The sequence below is a fragment of the Nocardia sp. NPDC049737 genome (genome assembly GCF_040674755.1).
In the GTDB taxonomy this organism is placed as follows: domain Bacteria; phylum Actinomycetota; class Actinomycetes; order Mycobacteriales; family Mycobacteriaceae; genus Nocardia.
In genome coordinates, this window is record NZ_JBFANH010000001.1 from 569,135 (window position 1) to 588,675 (window position 19,541).

Annotated in this window: 16 protein-coding genes; 7 read left to right on the top strand and 9 right to left on the bottom strand. The window is 64.7% G+C overall.

Going from position 1 to position 19,541, the window contains the following annotated elements:
• Positions 1 to 1,049: 1,049 nt before the first annotated feature.
• Together AB0J47_RS02770 and AB0J47_RS02775 are read left to right on the top strand one after the other, a co-directional pair.
• Positions 1,050 to 2,447, top strand: a complete 1,398-nt coding sequence (locus AB0J47_RS02770; RefSeq protein ID WP_364339707.1) for a nucleobase:cation symporter-2 family protein — start codon at positions 1,050 to 1,052, stop codon at positions 2,445 to 2,447.
• A 203-nt stretch (positions 2,448 to 2,650) separates the two neighbouring features.
• Complete coding sequence (locus tag AB0J47_RS02775; protein WP_364339709.1) at positions 2,651 to 2,968, top strand: hypothetical protein; 318 nt, start codon at positions 2,651 to 2,653, stop codon at positions 2,966 to 2,968.
• Between the two features lie 202 nt (positions 2,969 to 3,170).
• Here the strand turns inward: AB0J47_RS02775 and AB0J47_RS02780 are convergent, their stop codons facing one another.
• Complete coding sequence (locus AB0J47_RS02780; RefSeq protein WP_364339711.1) at positions 3,171 to 3,509, bottom strand: MazG nucleotide pyrophosphohydrolase domain-containing protein; 339 nt, start codon at positions 3,507 to 3,509, stop codon at positions 3,171 to 3,173.
• 305 nt (positions 3,510 to 3,814) lie between these two features.
• Here AB0J47_RS02780 and AB0J47_RS02785 point away from each other — a divergent pair, with 305 nt between their 5' ends.
• Both AB0J47_RS02785 and AB0J47_RS02790 read left to right on the top strand, forming a co-directional pair.
• Complete coding sequence (locus AB0J47_RS02785; protein ID WP_364339713.1) at positions 3,815 to 4,903, top strand: histidine kinase; 1,089 nt, start codon at positions 3,815 to 3,817, stop codon at positions 4,901 to 4,903.
• 573 nt (positions 4,904 to 5,476) lie between these two features.
• The gene (locus AB0J47_RS02790) at positions 5,477 to 6,139 is read left to right on the top strand and encodes a response regulator transcription factor (RefSeq protein WP_364339715.1); all 663 of its coding nucleotides are present in this window, start codon (positions 5,477 to 5,479) and stop codon (positions 6,137 to 6,139) included.
• A 41-nt stretch (positions 6,140 to 6,180) separates the two neighbouring features.
• Here the strand turns inward: AB0J47_RS02790 and AB0J47_RS02795 are convergent, their stop codons facing one another.
• Genes AB0J47_RS02795 through AB0J47_RS02805 form a run of 3 tightly spaced genes read right to left on the bottom strand, consistent with a single transcriptional unit; the run spans position 6,181 to position 9,906 of the window.
• On the bottom strand, positions 6,181 to 6,981 hold the full coding sequence (locus AB0J47_RS02795; RefSeq protein ID WP_364339717.1) for a crotonase/enoyl-CoA hydratase family protein: 801 nt from the start codon (positions 6,979 to 6,981) through the stop codon (positions 6,181 to 6,183).
• Complete coding sequence (locus AB0J47_RS02800; protein ID WP_364339719.1) at positions 6,974 to 9,142, bottom strand: acetate--CoA ligase family protein; 2,169 nt, start codon at positions 9,140 to 9,142, stop codon at positions 6,974 to 6,976. Before AB0J47_RS02800 ends, AB0J47_RS02795 begins: the two co-directional genes overlap by 8 nt.
• Positions 9,143 to 9,144: 2 nt before the next feature.
• Positions 9,145 to 9,906 carry an enoyl-CoA hydratase/isomerase family protein gene (locus AB0J47_RS02805; protein ID WP_364339721.1) on the bottom strand — a complete coding sequence of 254 codons (762 nt, stop codon included), beginning with the start codon at positions 9,904 to 9,906 and terminating at the stop codon, positions 9,145 to 9,147.
• A 159-nt stretch (positions 9,907 to 10,065) separates the two neighbouring features.
• On the opposite strand from AB0J47_RS02805, the gene AB0J47_RS02810 reads away from it, so the two are divergent.
• Positions 10,066 to 11,445 (top strand): amino acid permease, encoded by a 1,380-nt coding sequence (locus AB0J47_RS02810; RefSeq protein ID WP_364339723.1) that lies wholly within the window; start codon positions 10,066 to 10,068, stop codon positions 11,443 to 11,445.
• Between the two features lie 13 nt (positions 11,446 to 11,458).
• Here AB0J47_RS02810 and AB0J47_RS02815 read toward each other — a convergent pair whose 3' ends face one another.
• The 5 genes from AB0J47_RS02815 to AB0J47_RS02835 form a co-directional block, all read right to left on the bottom strand.
• Positions 11,459 to 12,349: a MurR/RpiR family transcriptional regulator gene (locus AB0J47_RS02815; protein WP_364339725.1), complete on the bottom strand. Its 891-nt coding sequence runs from the start codon at positions 12,347 to 12,349 to the stop codon at positions 11,459 to 11,461.
• 198 nt (positions 12,350 to 12,547) lie between these two features.
• Positions 12,548 to 13,951 carry a cellulase family glycosylhydrolase gene (locus tag AB0J47_RS02820; RefSeq protein WP_364339727.1) on the bottom strand — a complete coding sequence of 468 codons (1,404 nt, stop codon included), beginning with the start codon at positions 13,949 to 13,951 and terminating at the stop codon, positions 12,548 to 12,550.
• A gap of 561 nt (positions 13,952 to 14,512) precedes the next feature.
• Positions 14,513 to 15,193, bottom strand: a complete 681-nt coding sequence (locus tag AB0J47_RS02825; RefSeq protein WP_364339730.1) for a GntR family transcriptional regulator — start codon at positions 15,191 to 15,193, stop codon at positions 14,513 to 14,515.
• Positions 15,180 to 15,911, bottom strand: coding sequence for a maleate cis-trans isomerase (locus tag AB0J47_RS02830; RefSeq protein ID WP_364339732.1), 732 nt, complete (start codon positions 15,909 to 15,911; stop codon positions 15,180 to 15,182). Before AB0J47_RS02830 ends, AB0J47_RS02825 begins: the two co-directional genes overlap by 14 nt.
• Positions 15,912 to 15,921: 10 nt before the next feature.
• Entirely contained in the window at positions 15,922 to 16,662 is a 741-nt protein-coding gene (locus AB0J47_RS02835) for an Asp/Glu/hydantoin racemase (protein ID WP_364339734.1), read from the bottom strand.
• An 85-nt stretch (positions 16,663 to 16,747) separates the two neighbouring features.
• Between AB0J47_RS02835 and AB0J47_RS02840 the strand changes: the two genes are divergently transcribed.
• Complete coding sequence (locus tag AB0J47_RS02840; protein WP_364339736.1) at positions 16,748 to 17,713, top strand: D-2-hydroxyacid dehydrogenase; 966 nt, start codon at positions 16,748 to 16,750, stop codon at positions 17,711 to 17,713.
• 89 nt (positions 17,714 to 17,802) lie between these two features.
• Positions 17,803 to 19,194, top strand: a complete 1,392-nt coding sequence (locus tag AB0J47_RS02845) for an amidase (RefSeq protein WP_364339738.1) — start codon at positions 17,803 to 17,805, stop codon at positions 19,192 to 19,194.
• Positions 19,195 to 19,541: the final 347 nt, after the last annotated feature.

Here is a 19,541-nt window from a genome sequence, read left to right on the forward strand (position 1 = left end):
GTGATCGTTGATAACCTCTCCCCGCACAAACGCCGCGAGATGCACGAAAGTGGTGCCCGGTCAACGACGTCGAGTTGGTGTTCCTGCCGACTTACTGCTCGTTGCTGGACTCGATCGGGTCCGAGTTTGCCGCACTGCGGTACTTCGCTCCTAACGGCACCGATCACCGCAGCTGCGGCGAGCAGGACGACGCCATCGCCGCCTACATCCGCTGGCGCGACGAGCACCCCGAACCAAAATGCAACGTCGCGGTCGACTCGAAGATCGGGCTGCCCGGCGGCTGGTTGCAACTGAGCGGCGGTTGGAATGACGCGGGCTCACCCTTCGACACGTGCAGGTTGCTTGTGAGTGGTTGTGCGCGAATCGATTCCGTATGCGCTGGATATGAGGAATGTCGGAGAATGGATCTACCGACCGTACGAATGACAGGGCGCAGCTATACGACGGTGCCCTCGATCAGGACACGGGGGTTTCGTGGCTTCGAGGTCGGACTACCACCGAGTTCTCATCAGCGGACCGCGAGAATGTTACTGGTGGCTGGAGCCGCTCTCGATCAGTTCTCGCAGGAAACAGAGGGGGCAGATGGGGTCGAAAGGAGCTGTCGTGGGGGTTCGGGCTGTGAGTGCAGGCTCCGGCGGCGTGCCGTCCGGGGCTGCGGCCGCGATCGTCGGCTGCAGACCGAGTGCCAGCGAGATCGCTGCGGCAGCAATGATTTTCGGCATGAGACGGTGCACGTGATCCTCCGCGGTGATGCGATGAGCCTTCACGGTATCAAGGTCCGCACCGCGGGCCAAGACACCTGAGTTCTCAGAGGGCCCTCGGTCGGGGGTGCAGAACAGCGGATGGACGGAGCGTCACCTGGTTGCATCACGTCGACTCGCAATAGGCCTGGGGCGATAGTAGAGACAGGGGCAACTAGCCGAACCAACAATGCGGTGTGCCGCCGCGGGACCGAAGACTGGACATACCTACCGTAGCCACACTCGAGTGATGCCTGTCACATTTCCGTGGTGCGGAACATGATTTCCGCGTTCGGAGAGGATGAGGGTATGGGGAAGTCGACTTGGCGTCGCGGCCGGGCGGACAGTGGACGACCGGAGGACGCAAGACACTCGCCGGGACAGTTGGCCGCCTACGGAGCCCAGCACATTCTGACGATGTACGGGGGTGTGATCGCGCCACCGCTGATCGTCGGCGGCGCGGCCGGGCTGTCCGCCGCCGAGATCGGATTACTGGTGACGGCGGCCCTATTCGTATCGGGCCTCGCCACGCTGCTGCAAACCCTCGGAATCGGACCGTTCGGCAGCCGATTGCCCATCGTGCAGGGGGTTTCCTTCGCCGGCGTATCGACCATGGTGGCGATTGCCACCACCGGCGGGTTACGTCCGGTATTCGGCTCCATCATCGTCGCCGGGGTAATCGGATTGGTGCTGTCATCGTTCTTCGCGCAACTGGTGCGAATGTTCCCCGCGGTGGTGACGGGCACGATCATCACCGTGATCGGCCTTTCATTGATGCCGGTCGCCTTCAACTGGGCAATGGGCAACAACTCCGCCGCACCCGACTACGGTTCCCTGGCCAACATCGGATTCGCCGGCCTGACGCTGCTGATCATCCTGGTGATCAGTCGCCTGTTCCAGGGCGCGCTGTCGCGACTGTCGATTCTTATCGGGCTCGTGCTCGGCACCGTCATCGCGGGGTGCGCAGGCAAGGTCGATTTCTCCGAGGTGGGCAACTCCCGCCTGGTCGCGCCGCCGCAGCTGCTGCACTTCGGGGCGCCGACCTTCGAAGTCGGGGCCATAGTCGCGATGACAATCGTGATCCTGGTGACCCTGATCGAAACCACGGCCGACATCCTCACGATCGGCGAAATCGTCGGAACCGACGTCGATGCCAGGCGCGTGGCGGACGGGTTGCGAGCCGACATGCTGTCGACGACGGTTGCGCCGGTCTTCGGATCCTTCACCTGCAGCGCATTCGCGCAAAACGTCGGCCTGGTCGCACTGACCGGAATCAAAAGCAGGTTCGTAGTGGCAACCGGCGGCCTGATTCTCCTGCTGCTCGGCCTGCTCCCGGTGGTCGGCGCGATAGTCGCCGGAATTCCGTACCCGGTACTCGGCGGCGCCGGACTCGTGCTATTCGGATCGGTTGCGGCGAGCGGGATTCGAACTCTGTCCCGGGTGGACTACCAGGACAACCTCAACATGATCATCGTCGCGGTCGGGATCGGCTTCGGCCTCATACCCGTTGCGGCACCGGAATTCTGGGACGCCCTCCCCGAAAGAATCGCAGTGGTCCTCAACTCCGGAATCAGCGCCGCCGCAGTCGCCGCCGTCCTGCTCAACTTGGCCTTCAACGAATGGAAATTCGGCAAACGACCGGGTTCCTCCGTCCTCACCGCAGCCGTCGACGAGCGGGACCGGCTCGAAAACGACGTCAAGCCATGAGCACCCGGTCCTCGCCCGACATCACTCGCGCCCACATCGAGGATCTACTCACCCGGCCCATAGTGAAGAAACTTCTTTCCCAGTGTGACGGCGCCGATTTGGGGGGGACCTGCCCACCTCCGAAGAGGGCTGTCCTGGGTAGGCAGGCGATCAGGGTCTCACGCTGTGGCACTACGATCAGACCAACGTTCTGAGAGGAAATCATGACCAAGTCGACGGCCTTCGCCGCTGTGCTCTGTGCGGCCGCTGCCGCTGTACTCTTCCTGCCCGCCGGACCCGCGCACGCGCAGTCCCCCCACTGCGCCAAGGCCATTGAGCTGATCAATATCGCGATCGACACGAGCGGCGGCACCCTGGATGAGTCGACAGCGACAGCACTGTCCGACAGGCTGAGCGGCCTGGCCGATCTGGCCCAGGGCACGGAGAAGGATGCCATCACCGCCTACGCCGACGCGCTGGTAGATGAGAACGTCGCCAGCCTCGACCCCTACACCGACGAGCTCAATCGCGTCTGCGCCTGACCGCTACTGGGCCTGAGTTGGTGAGCTGATGGGGCTATAGCTATGTAATTTCGAGGCTCGTCAAGATCGCTGGATGGGCGGCTCGACAGCGATGTATTTCGCTCGAATGCTCTGTCCTGGCCAGCGTTTCGACTGGTCAGGCCAGCGATACCCCAAGAGCCTACGTCGTCTGCGTACAGGGATGCCATCCTTCGCCATGTCGCTATGCAGGAGGATGATTGACCAGCCGGGCTTGGATGGTCTCCTCGAGCTCGCCCATTGTCTTGGTGAAGACGGTTTCGAGATCTATCTCGTATCGGTGAGCCAGGATCAGCACTGACCAAAGGCAGTCGGCGAGTTCGTGTTCCAATGCAGCGCGGCCCCCGGGCATCGACCGGGTGCCTTCGGCCGCCATAACCAGCTTCGCGAGATCACCGACATCGCCGACGAACCCGAGCATGAAGTCCTGGCGAGTCCATGTGCGGCCTCGCTCGGCGAGGTTCAGGACGTCGTAGAGGTCGTGAATCGCGATCGCGCGGGTCTGAAGTTCCTGAATGTCCATGTCCCTTGTCTACCAACATCTTTCAAAACATCGGTGCACGCAGGCCGGATTTCGCGTTTGATCAGTCGTTGGTCTCGTCCGCGAGCATTCCGAGCATGTCGACCACTCGAAAAGGCCCATGTCGCGTAGAGGGCCAGGCCGCACCAATCGGGCGCCACCCACTACCAGTTTCTCGCCGCTGCGTGGGGTGTCAACTGGCGCAAGGAGTTCCCGATCTCCCGACGTCATGCGCGAGTCGATGGAGTAGCCGACGGCCCGGTGGGAGATGCGGCGGTCGAGGTGTCGGAGCCGGTAGCGTCGGTGACGTGCGGGATCAGTTCGAGACGGGGCTGTCGCGGCGTTGGAGGGTGCTGCTGGTCGCCTGCACCATTGCCACGTTGTTGCCGGTAGGGTTGTTCGTTCCTCAGGCGGTGCCCATGGCGACGGGCCGCGTCGTCGTGATCGGGTTGGTGGTGTGCCAGGCGGTCGTCGTTTGGTGGATGGACCGTCGGCCTGTTTTCGTCACGATTTCCTCCCTGCTCGTGGGAGCAACGTTGGAACTGCTGCACGTTCCGGTGGGGTCGGGCGTCGCCTTGATCGTGTTGACGACCTTTTCGTGGCTGCGTCCCGCGCGCACGTCGTTGTTGGGTCTTGCCGCGGCGGTGTTGTTCTTCGTGCTCGCGCTGGGAACCACCGGGCGAGGGTTGCAAGCCTTGCTGTGGTCTGGTGCCGCTCTGCTGGCCTGGACCTGGGGCGCATTGGGACGCGCGAGATCCGCCCAGCGCGACTCCGAAGCCCGGCGTATGGTCCAGCAGGAACGTGCCCGTATCACGCGTGAGCTACACGATGTGCTCGCGCACACGGTGTCGCTGATGGTGCTGCAAGCCGCAGCGGCCAACGATGTTTTCGACACTCACCCCGACAAGGCCCGGGATGCCGTTGCCGCATTGGAGTCCGTTGGCCGACAAGCCCTCGGCGAAGTACGTCGACTGCTCGAGGTGATCGACCGCGACTCGAGCGTTTCGCCTGGACTGGGGGATCTGGACAGGCTGGTGGAGTCGATGTCACAGGTCGGAGTCGAGGTGGTCGTGAACCGGCACGGGACAGATGGCATCGCTGTCGCGTCGAGAGTTGCCGAAGCTGCCTACCGGATCGTGCAAGAGTCGCTGACCAACGTCCTGCGGCACGCGGGAGCCGAACGAGCCGAGGTCGACGTCCGGATCGCCGCGGGGCAACTCGTGGTGGCGATTACCGATAACGGCGGCGGTAGCCGACTCGGTCACGGTAGTGGTCGGGGCCTGGACGGGATGCGGCGACGTGTCACAGAGCTGGGCGGACGATTCGAAGCCGGCCCTAACGCTGCCGGTGGCTTCCGCGTCGCGGCATGGCTTCCGGTCCGGTCGCAACCACGATGAGCAAGTTTCGAATCGGGCCTCACGCCCACCCGAACGGCGCTACCTCACCACCCGGAATCCGTTCCCACGCAGCAGCTCGGCACGGACGCCGATCATCTCCCGCCTGATGTCATCGCCGCTGACCGCCGGCCATCCGAGGCTGGTCTCCAACTTTCGACAGAGACAAATACAAGCCTGCAAGTTGATGTTCTCGGCTCGGCGACAAGAAACACTGGAGGTACGCCGCAAGGAACCTGCGGCATGAACGCCTGGCGGAGGAAGGAGTCGATCAGTGGTACAGCAGGAATGGCGGGGGACGGTTATCAAGAAGTCGCGTGGGTTGTTCGACGGGGCAAATCTGTACCGGCGCTTGATAGTCCGGCTAGAGGACGGCAGTACCGTGAAGCTCCGGGTGAACCGGGCACTATGGAATACGGTGGAAGCCGGTGATTCAGTTACCAAGCACCTGGGAGCGGATCCGGTGAAGGACTGACATGCCCGCAGGTCCGGATCCGGACACTCGGATGATTGGATGCTCGCGATGGGCCGGCCGCCGCGACGCGCGTGCGCGCGGCAGATCACACGGAGGCGGGGATGACAGTCAGTGTGCTGGTCGCCGATGATCAGGCCTTGGTCCGCACCGGGATTCGGATGATCCTGGAGGCACGCGAGGATATCCGGGTCGTCGGCGAGGCCGGGGACGGGGCGGAGGCGGTGCACCTGGCAGCACAGACACAGCCGGATATCGTGCTGATGGATCTGCGGATGCCTCGTGTCGACGGTGTGCAGGCGACGCAACGACTTTCCGCATTCCAGCCCCGGCCCTCGGTCATCATCCTGACCACCTTCGACGAGGACGAACTGCTGTACGCGGCCCTGCGCGCCGGTGCGGGCGGATTTTTGCTGAAGGACACCCGGCCCGCCGAACTGGTCGAGGCGATACGTGTGGTGGCCAGCGGAGAGGCGCTGCTCGCGCCGCGGGTGACGCGCCGGCTGCTGGATCGGTTCGTCGCCGACATGCGCCCCGAAACGGCGGCAATGCCGGATCTCGCCGATCTCACGAATCGAGAGGTCGAGGTCCTCACACTCATCGCGCAAGCTGCCTCCAACGCCGAGATAGCGACGAAACTGGATGTCACCGAAGGCACTGTAAAAAGCCATGTTTCGGCGATTCTGCGCAAACTCGGGCTGCGGGATCGAGTGCAGGCGGTGGTGCTCGCCTACGACATCGGGCTGGTCCGGCCTCGGCATTTCTAGGACGCAACGCGCATAGGGGGAGGTCAGCCATGCCCGACCGCTCATCGGCCGTTGAAGGCGGCCGGTCTACGCTCCAGCATGGCTGTGACGGCCTCGCGGTGATCTTCGGTGTGGTGAGCGGCCGCCTGCATCGCGGCGGCCAGCTCGAGGTGGCTGTCGAGGCTCTGGTGTCGGCCCTCGCGCAGTAATCGCTTCGTCATCCGGAGTACGTGCGGTGGGTTGGTGGATATGCGGGCGGCGAGGCGGTGGGCAGTATCGAGCAGGGCGTCGGGTTCGACGACATCGGAGATCAGGCCCCAATCGAGCGCGGTGTGCGCGTCGATCGGTTCACCGGTGAAGGCCATCTCGCACGCTCGGGCCATACCGATTGCCTTCGGCAACAGCCATGAGCCACCGTCGCCGGGCACAAGTCCGACCCGGACGAAGCTCTCGGCGAATACCGCAGTGCGTGCGGCGATCCGCAGATCACACAGCAGCGCCAGATCACACCCCGCGCCGATGGCCGGACCATTGACGGCGGCGATCGTGGGGATCTCACAGTCGTACAACGCTTTTGGAATACGCTGGATACCCTGCCGGTACCCTTGGCGCAGCTGCGCCGGTGCACCACCGAACATTCCGGCACGATCGCGCATCTGTTTCAGGTCGCCGCCGGAGGAGAAGGCTGTCCCTGCGCCGGTGAGAATCGCCGCCCGCACGCTGTGGTCGTGATTGGCCGCCGTCACCGCGTCCTCGAGGGCGGTAATCGTGTCTTGCGCGGATATCGGGTTGCGCGCCGCCGGGCGGTTCAGTGTCCAGACGACGACATGGCCGACACGGTCGACGCGGATCGGCTCAGTCATCATCGTCTCCGGAATTCTCGCGCAATACAATTCGAATATCGACCGGGACTAGGTCGGAACCGGATGCGATCACCGGATTGAGATCGAGTTCGGATATCTCCGGGTGCGCGGCTACGAAATCGCCGACGCGGACCAGAAATCGGGCAAGCTGGTGCCGGTCGACTGCGGGGAGATGACGGTAGCCGTCGAGCATGCGGGCGGCGATCGTCTCGTCGATCATTTCGCGGGCCTCGAACTCGGTGAAGGGCGCAGCACGAAATGTGACGTCGCGCAATGCCTCTACCATCACGCCACCGCTACCGAAGGCCACCACCGGCCCGAAAATCGGATCGCGAGTGGCGCCGACCAACAGTTCGATTCCGGCATCGGCCATTGGGGCGACGATCATCCCATCGATGTGGGCGTCTGGCACATGCGCATGGACGGAGTCGATGATCGCCTGTGCCTGCTCGGCCGCCTGGGCGGCCGGCACGCCGACCCTGACCCCGCCCACCTCGGATTTGTGGATGACCTGCGGGGAAACAACTTTCAGCGCGCACGGTCGCTGATAGTCGGCGACAGCCGCGGCCACATCCTTGACGGTGCGTGCGAAAGTCCATGCGCCGAGGTCGATTCCGGCGGCGGCGACCACCCGCCGTGCGGTGGGTTCATCGAGAAGTCCCGATCCGGGGATGGCGGCGGCTGGCGGTGGAAGTACAAGTGTGGAGCGTTGCGGGGTAGTCGCCAGCAGGCGACCACGCCGCTCCAGGGCCGCTACGACCCGTACGGCGTGATCGATGGAGGTGATCACCGGTACGCCGCCGGCCCGCAGGCGGTCGTGGTTGGCGATGTCGAGGCCGGCGTAGCAGCTCTGGATCACCAGGGGGACATCGTGTTCGGCGACGAGTGTGAGCAACACTCCGGCGGCGGCATCCTCGATCGTGCGCAGCCGTGGGTCGAAGCGCAGGTGGTAGCCGCCATAGAGACCGATGACCAGCACGAGACCGACATCGGGATCGCCCATGAGGATCTCGGCGGCCTCGGCGAACACCAATGGGTCGGCGTCGGTGGCGCCCGCCACGTCGACTGGATCAGCCACGGCCGCATTAGCGCCGAGTAGATGCCGCAGCCGTTTCTGTGTCCGATCGCCGAGTTGGGCTAGTTCGATGCCGTTGGCGGCGAGGGCGTCGGCGGCCAGCGTGGCGTGGCCCCCACCGTCGCTGAGGATCGCGACCTTGCGCCCTGGCGCGATCGGGGCGGAGTCGGCAAGGGCGCCGGCGACGACCGCGAGCTCGTCGGAGCGGTCGACCAGTTCCACCCCGGCCTGCCGCAGCACGGCCGTCGCCACGGCGTCGAGTCCGGCGATCGAGCCGGTGTGCGACCGCGCGGCGCGGCGCCCCCCTTCCGAACGGCCACCGCGCAATACGGCAACCGGTTTTTCCGGAATGGCACGAGCGGCGGCGATCAGGAACGACCGTCCGTCGGTAAACCCCTCGGAATGAATGGCCACGACGCCCGTACCCGGATCGCGGACGAATTCGGTGAGGCACTCGTCGTACCGGATATCGGCCTGGTTACCCAGCCCCACACAGATGTGGAAACCGGGGCCTTTGGTCGCCCGATCATCGTTGACCAGCGACAGCAGCATATTTCCGCTCTGCGTGATCACACTGATCGGGCCGCACGGAACATGCTCGAGGCCAACGAGATTCGCGCCCGAGGCGACGTTGAGCAGGCCGGAGGTGTTGGGCCCGATGACCCGAATGCCGGTCTCGGCGATCGCCACTGCGAGCGCGGCGGCGAGTTCGGCGCCGGTTCCCCCGATCTCTCCGAAACCGTTGGCGAGCACGACGGCTCCTGCGATACCGGCGGCGGCGCAACGGCGCAGCATGTCGGGGACGGCGGCGGCGGGTAAAGCGATCAGCGCGACGTCGACGCCGTGGGGGAGCCGATCGACCGAGGAGTACACGCCGAGGCCGAGGATCTGCAGTGCCGTCGGGTGGACCGGGTAGATGGGATGTGCGTAGCCGGACTGTTGCAGGGCGCGGATGGCCTGGAAGCCGCGCTTGGCCGGATTGGCGGATGCGCCGACGATGGCGACGGAATGTGGGTCGAACAGCCGCTCGAGTGCGGTGCGGGCGGGCGCGCCGAGGCCGGACGTGCGGTCGTCGATGCTGGTCATCTCTACCTTCCTTCGAAGACGGGGGTGCGGCGTTCGGCGAATGCGGCGACGCCTTCTGCCCAATCCCGGGTGGCCATCAATGCCAGGAGCTCGTGCTGCTCAGTGGCGAACGCGACGTCGAGGGGGTCATCGCGGCGCAGTGCCGCCTTCATCCGGGCCAGTGCGAGTGGCGCCTTCGCTGCGAGGGTTTCGGCCAGCCCTAGCAGAAGATCACTGGTTACCGCGGAATGGGCCAACCCCCAATCGAGTGCCTGCCGACCGGTGAATCGCTCTCCGAGGATCAGCATGTCCGTGGCTCTACGCAGACCGACCAGACGTGGCAGCCGGTTGGTTACACCACCACCGACGAAGGTGCCGATGCTCACCTCGGGAAACCCCATCTGCGCGTCCTCGGCTATGACCATGAAGTCCGCGCTGATCGCTAGTTCCGCACCGGCACCGAGGGCATATCCGTTGACCGCCGCCACCACCGGGGTGCCCATCGTCTGGATCTGCTCGCAGGCACGCTGGCCCAAATCGACGTAGCGCGCCTGCTCCGCGGGAGTCCTCGTGCCGGACTTGTGCGCTTTCAGGTCGGCCCCCACGCAGAACGCCCGCCCGGCACCGGTGAGGACGACGCAGCGGATTCTGGGATCGGAGTCGGCGGCATTCAGTTCGTCGACCAGCGTCCGGTACAGCTCTTCACTGACGGCATTGAGCCGTTCGGGGCGGTTGAGAACGAGCGTTGCGATGGAACCGGATCTGCTCACCAGCACGGTGGACATGGGCCTCACTTCTTCCTCGGCGGGTTCTATGTCAGCACTATGCCATAGAATTTGCAGACATCACACAGTTTGCAATTACTATTGCGTCGAATCGGCAGGGCGTGTTCTATGTCACTACTTGCATCGGGCACCGGCCCACGGTTTATGGAAGAAGGCATCGTGCCTAGCTCGGGAAATCTGAAGCACAGCATCAACACTCGGCAGCTGACGATGATCGGTATCGGTGGAGTGATCGGCGCCGGGTTGTTCGTCGGCAGCGGCAAAGCGATCTCCGCAGCAGGTCCGGGCATCGTCATCGTCTACCTACTCACCGGCCTGGTGATCATTCTGGTTATGCGCATGCTCGCCGAGCTGGCGACGGCCAGCCCCGAAACGGGATCGTTCTCGAGCTACGCCTCCCGCGAACTCGGTACCTGGGCAGGACTGTCGGTGGGCTGGGTCTACGCCTATCACTGGTGTGTCACAGTCGCTTTCGAGGCCATTGCCGGCGCGGCGGTCGCCAATCAACTCCTGCCGTCGGTGCCGACCTGGCTGTATTCGCTGATCTTCATGAGCGCCTTGACCGCCGTAAACCTCGCGGCGGTAACGTCTTTCGCGCGTTTCGAGTTCTGGTTCGCCATGATCAAGGTCGTCGCGATCGTCGCCTTCATCGCAATCGGCATCGCAGCCATCTGTGGCCTGCTTCCGCACTACCAGGCGCCGGGAACGGCCAACCTGCTCGGGCACGGCGGCCTGTTCCCGAATGGCGCGACACCTTTGCTCGTGGCGTCGTTGACGGTGTTCTTCTCCTACTTCGGCACCGAGCTGGTAACGATCGCCGCGGGTGAGGCGCAAGATCCGGTCAGCGCGGTGCGCGCGAGTATGCGCAGCGTCGCTGGACGCATCCTGATCTTCTACGTCGGCTCGGTACTTGTTGTCGTCACGCTATTGCCCTGGAACGCAACGCAAGTCACGCAGAGCCCGTACACCGCGGTGCTGGACCAGCTCGGCGTTCCCGGTGCGCGGACCACCATGAATCTGGTCATACTCACGGCCGTGCTGTCTTGCCTGAACTCGGGTCTCTACTCGTCATCGCGGATGCTGTTCTCGCTCTCGCGCCGCGGTGAAGGCCCACGCGTGCTGGGCAGGACCGCCCGCTCCGGGGTGCCGGTCGCCGGTGTTCTCGCCGCCTCCAGTGCCGGATTCCTGGCGGTCGTGGCGAACTACTTCCTGCCCACCGGAGCGGTTTTCACCTTCCTGCTCAGCTCCTCGGGTGCGGTCGCGGTCGTGGTCTACCTGTGCATCTGTGCCACCCAGATCGTCGGGCGTCGCCATAAGACCGCGGCGCAGATCACCGCACTGCCTGTGAAAATGTGGGGTGCCCCGTACCTGTCCTACGCGGTCGGAGTCGTCCTGCTGGCCATCGTCGGTGGAATGGCTTTGAATTCCGGTACCCGTACGCCGCTCGCGCTGACCCTCCTGGTCACCGCGACCGCGGTCACTGCCGGCCTGATTCATCAGCGCCGGGCCGGTGCGGCACAGCTGGCTACGGCGGAGTAGCCGACCGCGCCGATCAATCGGGTGCGTAGACGCCGAACTCGCTCAACAGCTTTTCCTCCTCGAGCAGTGTCGAGCGCACTTCATGCCCCAGGAGTTGTGCGACGGCACCCGTCATTGCCTGGGCGAGGGAGGTGAAGGCGGTCATCGATCGCAGGATGCTGGCGCTGGACGCATCGACGTAAAACGTATCGTGCGCCGAGACCGCCAGCGGCGAGACGGCGGTATCGGTCAATGCGATGACGTGGGCACCGCGCTGTCGAGCCCACTGCGCGGCGCGCACAGTGTCGAGGCTGTATCGATGGATCGACATCGCCACGAAACAATCGCCCGCACGCACCCGACGCAGTTCATCGGTCAGCGTTCCCACACTGGCATCGATCGCCGACACATCCTCGCGCAGCATCCGCAACAGGTAGGTCAGCAGATACGCCGGGGCGTGGCATTTGCGCAGGCCCATCACATGCACCCGTGGAGCGTGGGCCAGCCGATCGACGGTCGAATCCCACATCGCGTCGTCGATACGCGCGAACGTGCGGGCGATATTCGCTTGATCCAGCCCCACGGTCTGTTCGCGCAGCCCGATACCTTCGGCCGTGAGGTGCTCGAGATTGTCGAAGCGGCGCAACAGTTGCGCTTGTTCCTGCAACCGTTCGCGGCACAGTCGCGTCAGCCCCGGATATCCCTTCAGACCCAGAGCATTGGCAAAGCGCACGACCGTGGCCTCATTGACATTGACCGCGCCGGCGAGTTCGGAAACAGTCATGAACGCCACGGCTTCGGGATCCGACAGCACTCGCTGAGCCAACTTCTTGTGCGCGGTGGACAGCGAATCCATCCGGCGACGTATCTCGACGGCCAGCTCGTCGAAACTCGCGGTACCCGTCGTCTCCGCGTTCGTATCCACCGAACCTCCTCCGCAACCTCGCACCGCGTGCCTTGCCGCACGGTTGTCTGCCAAGTTAGCCGATCCCGCTGATGGCCGATCACCAGGTGCAATAGCGGCTGGGGGCACCGACAACGGCGCGTTCATGTCATGTGGTCTACCCACGAGACAGCTGGTCGTCCGGTAAGCCGAGTGCCCATCCTGAGGTAGGTACTGGAATCACCGACGCGTCACGGTCACCTGCACGGTGTCCTGTCCGGGGCTGGTGGTGAGTTGAAGTAGCTGAGCATCGGGTGCCGACACGATGTCGGCGCCCTGGATTTGGACCTGGTAGCCGTTGGGGTAGGTGCTCTGCGGCAGATACACCACGGTGCGGACTCCAGGTGGGAACGATTGTCCGGAATCGGCTCGGCGGGCACTGTATTGGATGGTGAACGTCCCGGTCGCGCTGTCGTAGTGCCACTGCTGAGGGGTGCCCGCGATTGCCTGTGGATATGGGCGGACGATCGCCGGGTCCATCAGGTTGGGGCCGGTCGGGGGCTCCTGGGGATGACCGGGTGTTTGGTCCTGCGGTTGGGACCAGAACAGCCAAGAAGCCATGTTGTCGTCGAATGCGTCGGTGAGACGAGTCAGCTTCGCCGAATCTTTGGTCGCGCCGAACTCGGTAATCAGCCCGACAACGCCGTCGGCGTTGGCGCGATACAAGCCGTTACTCACGCAGGTGTCGACCGGGCCGAAGCAGTAGTCGTGAAAGCTCAACCCCGCGTTCGGATCGCCGGTGGGATTCGGCATCCAGTCCGGCGTACCGAGGTCGTTGGTTACCGACGGCTCATAGAACAGCATGTGTTTCGGGTCGGCTCGGCGGATAGCGTTCATCGCTTTGGCTTCGGCCGGCGCGAGCACACCGCGCTCGAACTGGGGGCAGCCCTGCGGAAAGCAGGTCGGGTATTCCCAACCGGGCCACGGCTCATTGATCAGGTCGTAGCCCAGCACGTACGGCTCGTCTGCGAAGTGCTGCGCGACATGCGCCCACATGGCCGCATAGTGGTCCTGCAGTCCGACACCATCGGACGCGGCGCGGTTGTGGTAGAAGTTCGCCCACGTTTGGTTTTGCGCGGGGCTCGTGAAGTAGACCAGCGGAAAGCCGGGATCGGGCTGCAAGGGGAACCCGTCGGTGATCGTCGCCCACTCGGGGAACCCGCTCCAACTCGCGCCCACCGATTCGTTGAACGCGTCCTGATGGGAATCGACAAGGCTGTAGATGTTGTACCCGGCCAGCAACTGCTGGGTCTGCTCGATTTGCGCGATGTAGTTATCGTCGTAAACGCCGGGCCGCGGTTCGACGGCGTTCCATGCGAAACCCAAACGCACTGCGTTGAAACCGTTCTCCGCCAGGAACTTGGCGTCGTTCTCACCGAAACCTCCCGCTGCGGGGAAGTACGGCGGGTACTTGTAGACCAAATTTACCCCGTGCAAGGTGACCACCCGGCCCTGGTCGTCGGTGAGCCAGCGGCCCGCGTGCCCCAGTTCGGTAGCCGTCGGTGTCGCCGCGGCCGGTGTGGTCAGTCCCAGCAGTAACACGACCAATCCGAGGCACCGCGCTGTCGAGGCCATGATGGTCATCGCGCAAACCTTTCGAGGAGTATGCGCCGACGGCATTGTTACGGCGCTGACGACTGCGGTGGATCGATCCGTGCACGAGGCGGTCGAGGCGAGGGCTCTGATGTGGAAATGCTATATATCGCTGACCCGATTCGATCACGACACTCCGTGGCACATCCGGGACGGCGGGGCTCCCGGCCTTACCGTGTCGTTGCGCGTCGGACGGCAGCCGGTTGTACTCACCACCTTGGGAGTGGACGGTTCGGGCCCGTTGATAGCATGAATCTGCCGGTCGGACAGACTGCTTCGGCGTACGCGACCAGGAGGTGGTGGCCGCCATTGACTTGGGTCTGGCCAGGCCTGAATTCTTCGGGGGCATGCGTTTAGATGTACGTATGCGAGAACCACCTCCTTCGCGCGCCATTGGGCAGGCGCCCAGAGGTTGATGTGATTCACGCATCGGCGGATCGGGAACCGTTGTGCTGCATGATCTCTCGTCGTCGATTCTCCAGACGACGAGCTGGCCGAATCCCTGCTGCCGAGGGTTGATCGACTGTCGCGAGCGGTGAGCGACGCAGTGTGTCAGGTCGCCTGTTCGCCGAGGCTGTACTGGCGGTGCAGGCGCTGAACCGCGTCGTCCATGTGCTCGACGAGCAACGTGCGCGCCCGGCGCGCCGGTCCCGATCCGATCGCATCGCGCAGTTCGACATGCTCTCGGGCCTGCTCGCGCAAGTCGGGATACGTTGTCTGTAACGCCCCCAAGCACATTCGGGTTTCGATCAACAAAGTGCGGGCCGCTCGGACCAAGCGGGGGCTGCCCGCGCTGTCGACCAGCGCCTCGTGGAAAGCTTGGTCGGCATCGGAAACGCCTGCGGCATCACCGTTTTCGGCGCACGCGCACATGGCGGTGACGCTGGGTTCCAAAGCCGCGTAGGCGATATCTCGGCGGCCGTCGAGGATGAGTGCGAGGGCGCCGCCTTCGATGGCGGTTCTGGCGCGGTAGATGTCGACGACGTCGTCGATGGTCAACTCGATGACGAAGATGCCACGGTTGCGGATGCTGTACAGCAGGCCCTCGGTGAGCAGGCGTTGCAAAGCCTCGCGGACCGGGCCGCGCGATACGCCGAATCGGGTTGCGAGGTCGGCTTCGCCGAGTTGGGCGCCGGGGGCCATGTTGCCGTGCATGATCGCATCGCGCAGCCGGTCGGCGATCATTTCCGCGGTCGACTGCCGATTCACCGGCTCGAAGTCAACGACCGACATGGATATGCCTTTCCGAGAAGAGGGAACCGAGCACGGCGGATGCCACAGCGGTGCCGGTGAGCCGCAGGCCCTCCCAGATGGTGACCTGATTGGCCGTCAATACGATCTTGCCCAAGCGCGCCTCGAGTTCCGGCAACACCCCGAGGGTGTGCATGGCGGTATCCGGAATCAGCAGCGCCTGCGCGTCGGGATGGTCATTCGCCACAGCCAGTTCGCGCACCTGTGCGGCGGTCAAAGTGCCGACCTCCGCTGCGGTGTCTATACCGGCGCTGGAGAAGGCGACCACTTCGATTCCGGCATCGGCCAGGAATTCCACGAACAGCTGCGCGACATCGTCCGGGTAGCTTGCGGCGACCGCGACCCGGCGCACGTCGAGCGTCTGCGCGGCCGCGACGAAGGCCAGGCTGGTGCTCGAGGCCGGTACCTCAGCTGCCGAAGCCAGCGCTTGCACCTGCTCGCGCGCACCCTGCGGTCCGTATACGAAACTCCCTGAGGTGCATGCCCAGACGACGGCGTCGGGCTTGTCCGGTGCGAGCAAGGAGGCACCGTGGCGCAGCTTGTCCGGACTGCCCAGATCGAGCAGCTCAGGAATGGCGTGCAGATCGGTGCCGTAGATGTGAGCCACCGGAAACCGCACGCCGAGCAGCGACGCGGCGAGCGGGTAGTCGTCCTCGGCCGCGTGGTCCGGGTAGATGAAACCGACGGTGGGTGCCTGCATGTTCGTCCAATCAGAAAACGTTGAGTAGCCACTTTCCCGGACCGGTCATCGGCAGTTTCATCCGGCCCAGGCAGGCCCACATGGTGAGCTGATTCGCGGTGAGTACGGGTTTGCCGAGTGCCTGTTCGAGTGGCTCGATGACGTCGTAGGTGGGCAGGTTGGTACAGCTGACGAAGATGGCCTGCGCCTGCGGGTCGTCCGCGCCGATGATGCGTTCGGCGATGGTGCGGTAGTTGACCTTCCAGATGCCACCGCCCAAACCCAGGTGGTCCGAACGGATTACGGTGCAGCCGGCCTCGCCGAGGAAGTCGTGCAGTTTGTGGGTGAGGATTTCGTCGTATGGGGTGAGCACCGAGACTCTGCTGATATCCAGGTGCCGGATCGCCTCCACCAGTGCGCCGGAGGTGGTGACGGCGTCCAGCGCTCCGGCCTGACAAATGGTGTCGCGCAGTGACTTCTCGTAGGCGAGACCCCTGATGAAACTGCCCGAAGTGCACAGGTAGGCAACGACTTCCGGCTCGACGTGCATCACATCGCGGGTCGCCGCCGTCAGATGTACGGGATTGGAGACCAGCTCGGCCATCGCCATCGAAACCGGGACCGGTTCATACGGCGTGCGGGCCAGGTGCAGGCTCACATCCAGCGGCGCCCAGCGCCAGAGTTCGCGTTCGAGCGCGAGGTCGAACGGTGCGATGATCCCGATCCCCCGTTGTGCTACGGGCCCTTCGATATCGGGAAAGCCGAGTTCCAATGCGGCCCCTCTCGCGCTCAGCCGTTAGACCTCCGAGAACGATCGGATTGTTGACAATCATACGATGCGATTTTAGTGTGTCAATGTGGAACAGGGCCCGATTGTCACCGTCCTGCACAGTGACAGTGTGCCCGAGGCGGACCTCATGGCCCCGGTGGCCGATCGAGCAGAAGTGCGGTACACGCAAGCGCCCGGACTCGCCGACGCACTGCGCGGCGCCGACGCGTTATTCGTCTACGACTTCCTGACTCGCGCGCTCCCCGGCGCCTGGCATGCGGCCGATCGTTTGCGCTGGCTGCATATGGGTTCGACCGGCGTGGATCCGGTGATGTTCCCCGCACTGCGAGAAAGCGAGGTCGTGGTCACCAATACACGTGGCGTATTCGATACGGCCATCGCGGAATACGTATTGGGACAGATTCTCGGCTTTGCCAAGGATCTGTCCGGATCGCTTCGGTTGCAGCAACAGCACGAATGGCGACATCGCGAATCCGAACGCATTGCGGGCGCCACCGTCCTGATAGTCGGAACGGGCTCGATCGGCCGCGCCATCGCGCGGTTATTGCGCGCTGCCGGGATGACCGTGCGGGCAGTGGGCCGGCGCGCGCGGGCCACCGACCCGGATTTCGGCACCGTGAATAGCGACCTGCACGCTGAACTTCCCATTGCCGATTATGTCGTCGCGGTCGCACCGCTGACGCCGCAGACCCGGGAAATGTTCGATGCCAAGGCATTTGCCGCGATGAAACCACATGCCAGGTTTGTCAATGTCGGTCGTGGGGAACTCGTTGTGACCGACGACCTTCTCGCCGCAGTCAGCACCGGATCGATAGCCGGGGCGGCACTCGATGTGGTGGATCCGGAACCGCTACCGGCGCGGCATCCGCTGTGGGATCTGCCGAATGTGCTTATTACTCCGCACAATTCGGGTGATTTCAGCGGCTGGCGAGCCGAGGTCGTCACGGCGTTCACCCGCAATTTCGATAATTGGATCGCCGGCCGGACTTTGGACAACGTGGTCGATAAAGAGCTGGGGTACGTGCCCGGCTGAAGGAGCCCTGCCATGAGCGAACGAAGTGAGCGAATCATGTGCCAGCGCGCAGTGCGCATGCCGGAGCCGAGCGTCAGCGAGGCGAAGGCATGAGCTACCCGGACGTCAATACTCAACCGGCCGCGATGACCGCCGTCGAATTGGTCTCGGCCTACGCGGCGGGCACTCTGTCGCCGGTCGAGGCGACCGAGGCGATTCTGGAAGCCATTGTGGCGCGCGACGGTGCGGTGAACGCCTACTGTCTGGTCGATCCGGATCGCGCACTGGTGCAGGCCAAAGATTCGGAGGCGCGCTGGCATTCGGGTTATGCCCGCGGACTGCTCGACGGTGTGCCGATCTCGATCAAGGACATCTTCCTGACCGAGGGCTGGCCCACCCGGCGCGGTAGCACCTCGATCGATCCGAGCGGTCCCTGGCAGGTCGACAGCCCGGTCGCCGCCCGGCTGCGCGAGGACGGCATGGTGTTCCTCGGGAAGACGACAACACCCGAAATCGCTTGGAAGGCGGTCACCGACAGCCCGCTGACCGGCATCACCCGCAACCCGGTCGATCCCACGACAACCGCGGGCGGCTCCTCCGGTGGCAGCGCGGCGGCGGTGGCCGCCGGGATGGGTCCGGTGTCGGTCGGCACGGACGGCGGTGGGAGCATTCGCATTCCCGCCGCGTTCTGCGGCATCGTCGGCTTCAAGCCGACGCACGGTCGGGTCCCGCTGTACCCGGCGAGTCCGTTCGGTCCGCTGGCGCACGCCGGGCCGATGACCAGGACCGTCGAGGACGCCGCGCTGCTCATGGACATCCTGTCGCTGCCGGATCCACGCGATCCGACCGCGTTGCCGCCGACGGTGACGACCTTCCGCGGCCAGATGTCGCGCGAGGTGCGCGGACTCACCGTCGCTTACTCGCCGACGCTCGGTTATGCGAAGGTCGACCCGGAGGTCGCCGCGATCGTGGATGCGGCGGTGCGGCGGCTGGCCGATGCCGAGCTACGGGTCATCGCGACCGATCCGGGCTTCGAAGATCCGCGCGACGCATTCGAAGTGCTGTGGGCCGCCGGTGCTGCCACGATGTTGGCGAAATTCCCGGATGGTGCGCGCGAAAATGTGGATCAAGGGCTGCGCGCGGTCTGGGAACGTGGCGAAACCGTCAGTGCCGTCGACTATCTCGACGCCCGTGCGGTGGCTGCCCAACTCGGTATCACCATGGGTGCCTTCCACACCACCTATGACCTGTTGATCACCCCGACGATGCCGATCACCGCATTCGAGGCGGGTCACGATGTCCCGCCGGGCAGCGGGCTCGATAGCTGGCCGCAGTGGACGCCGTTCACCTATCCGTTCAACATGACCCAGCAACCCGCGATCAGCATCCCCGCGGGCACCACCGCGGCAGGACTGCCGGTCGGCCTGCAGATCATCGGACCGCGCCATTCCGATGATCTGGTCCTCGCGGTCGCGCGCTACGCCGAGTACGTGCTGGGTTAGCCAATTCCCATTTCAAGCCTCTCCCACCCCCGACAGAGCGAGTCTTACGAGCGACGTTCGCGGCCCGTCTCGCGTCCGCGCGAAGGGGCGGCCATCGACTCAGCCGAGTCGTCGAAGTGCATGCGCCGCCGGCGCGAGTCTCGACCTTGCGGCACGCGCGCACCGGGTGCCGAACGCCCCCGCCATCACCAACCACCACGGAGCGAGTCTTACGAGCGACGTTCGCGGCCCGTCTCGCGTCCGCGCGGAGGCGCGGCCATCGACTCAGCCGAGTCGTCGAAGTGCATGCGCCGCCGGCGCGAGTCTCGACCTTGCGGCACGCGCGCACCGGGAGCCGAACGCCCCCG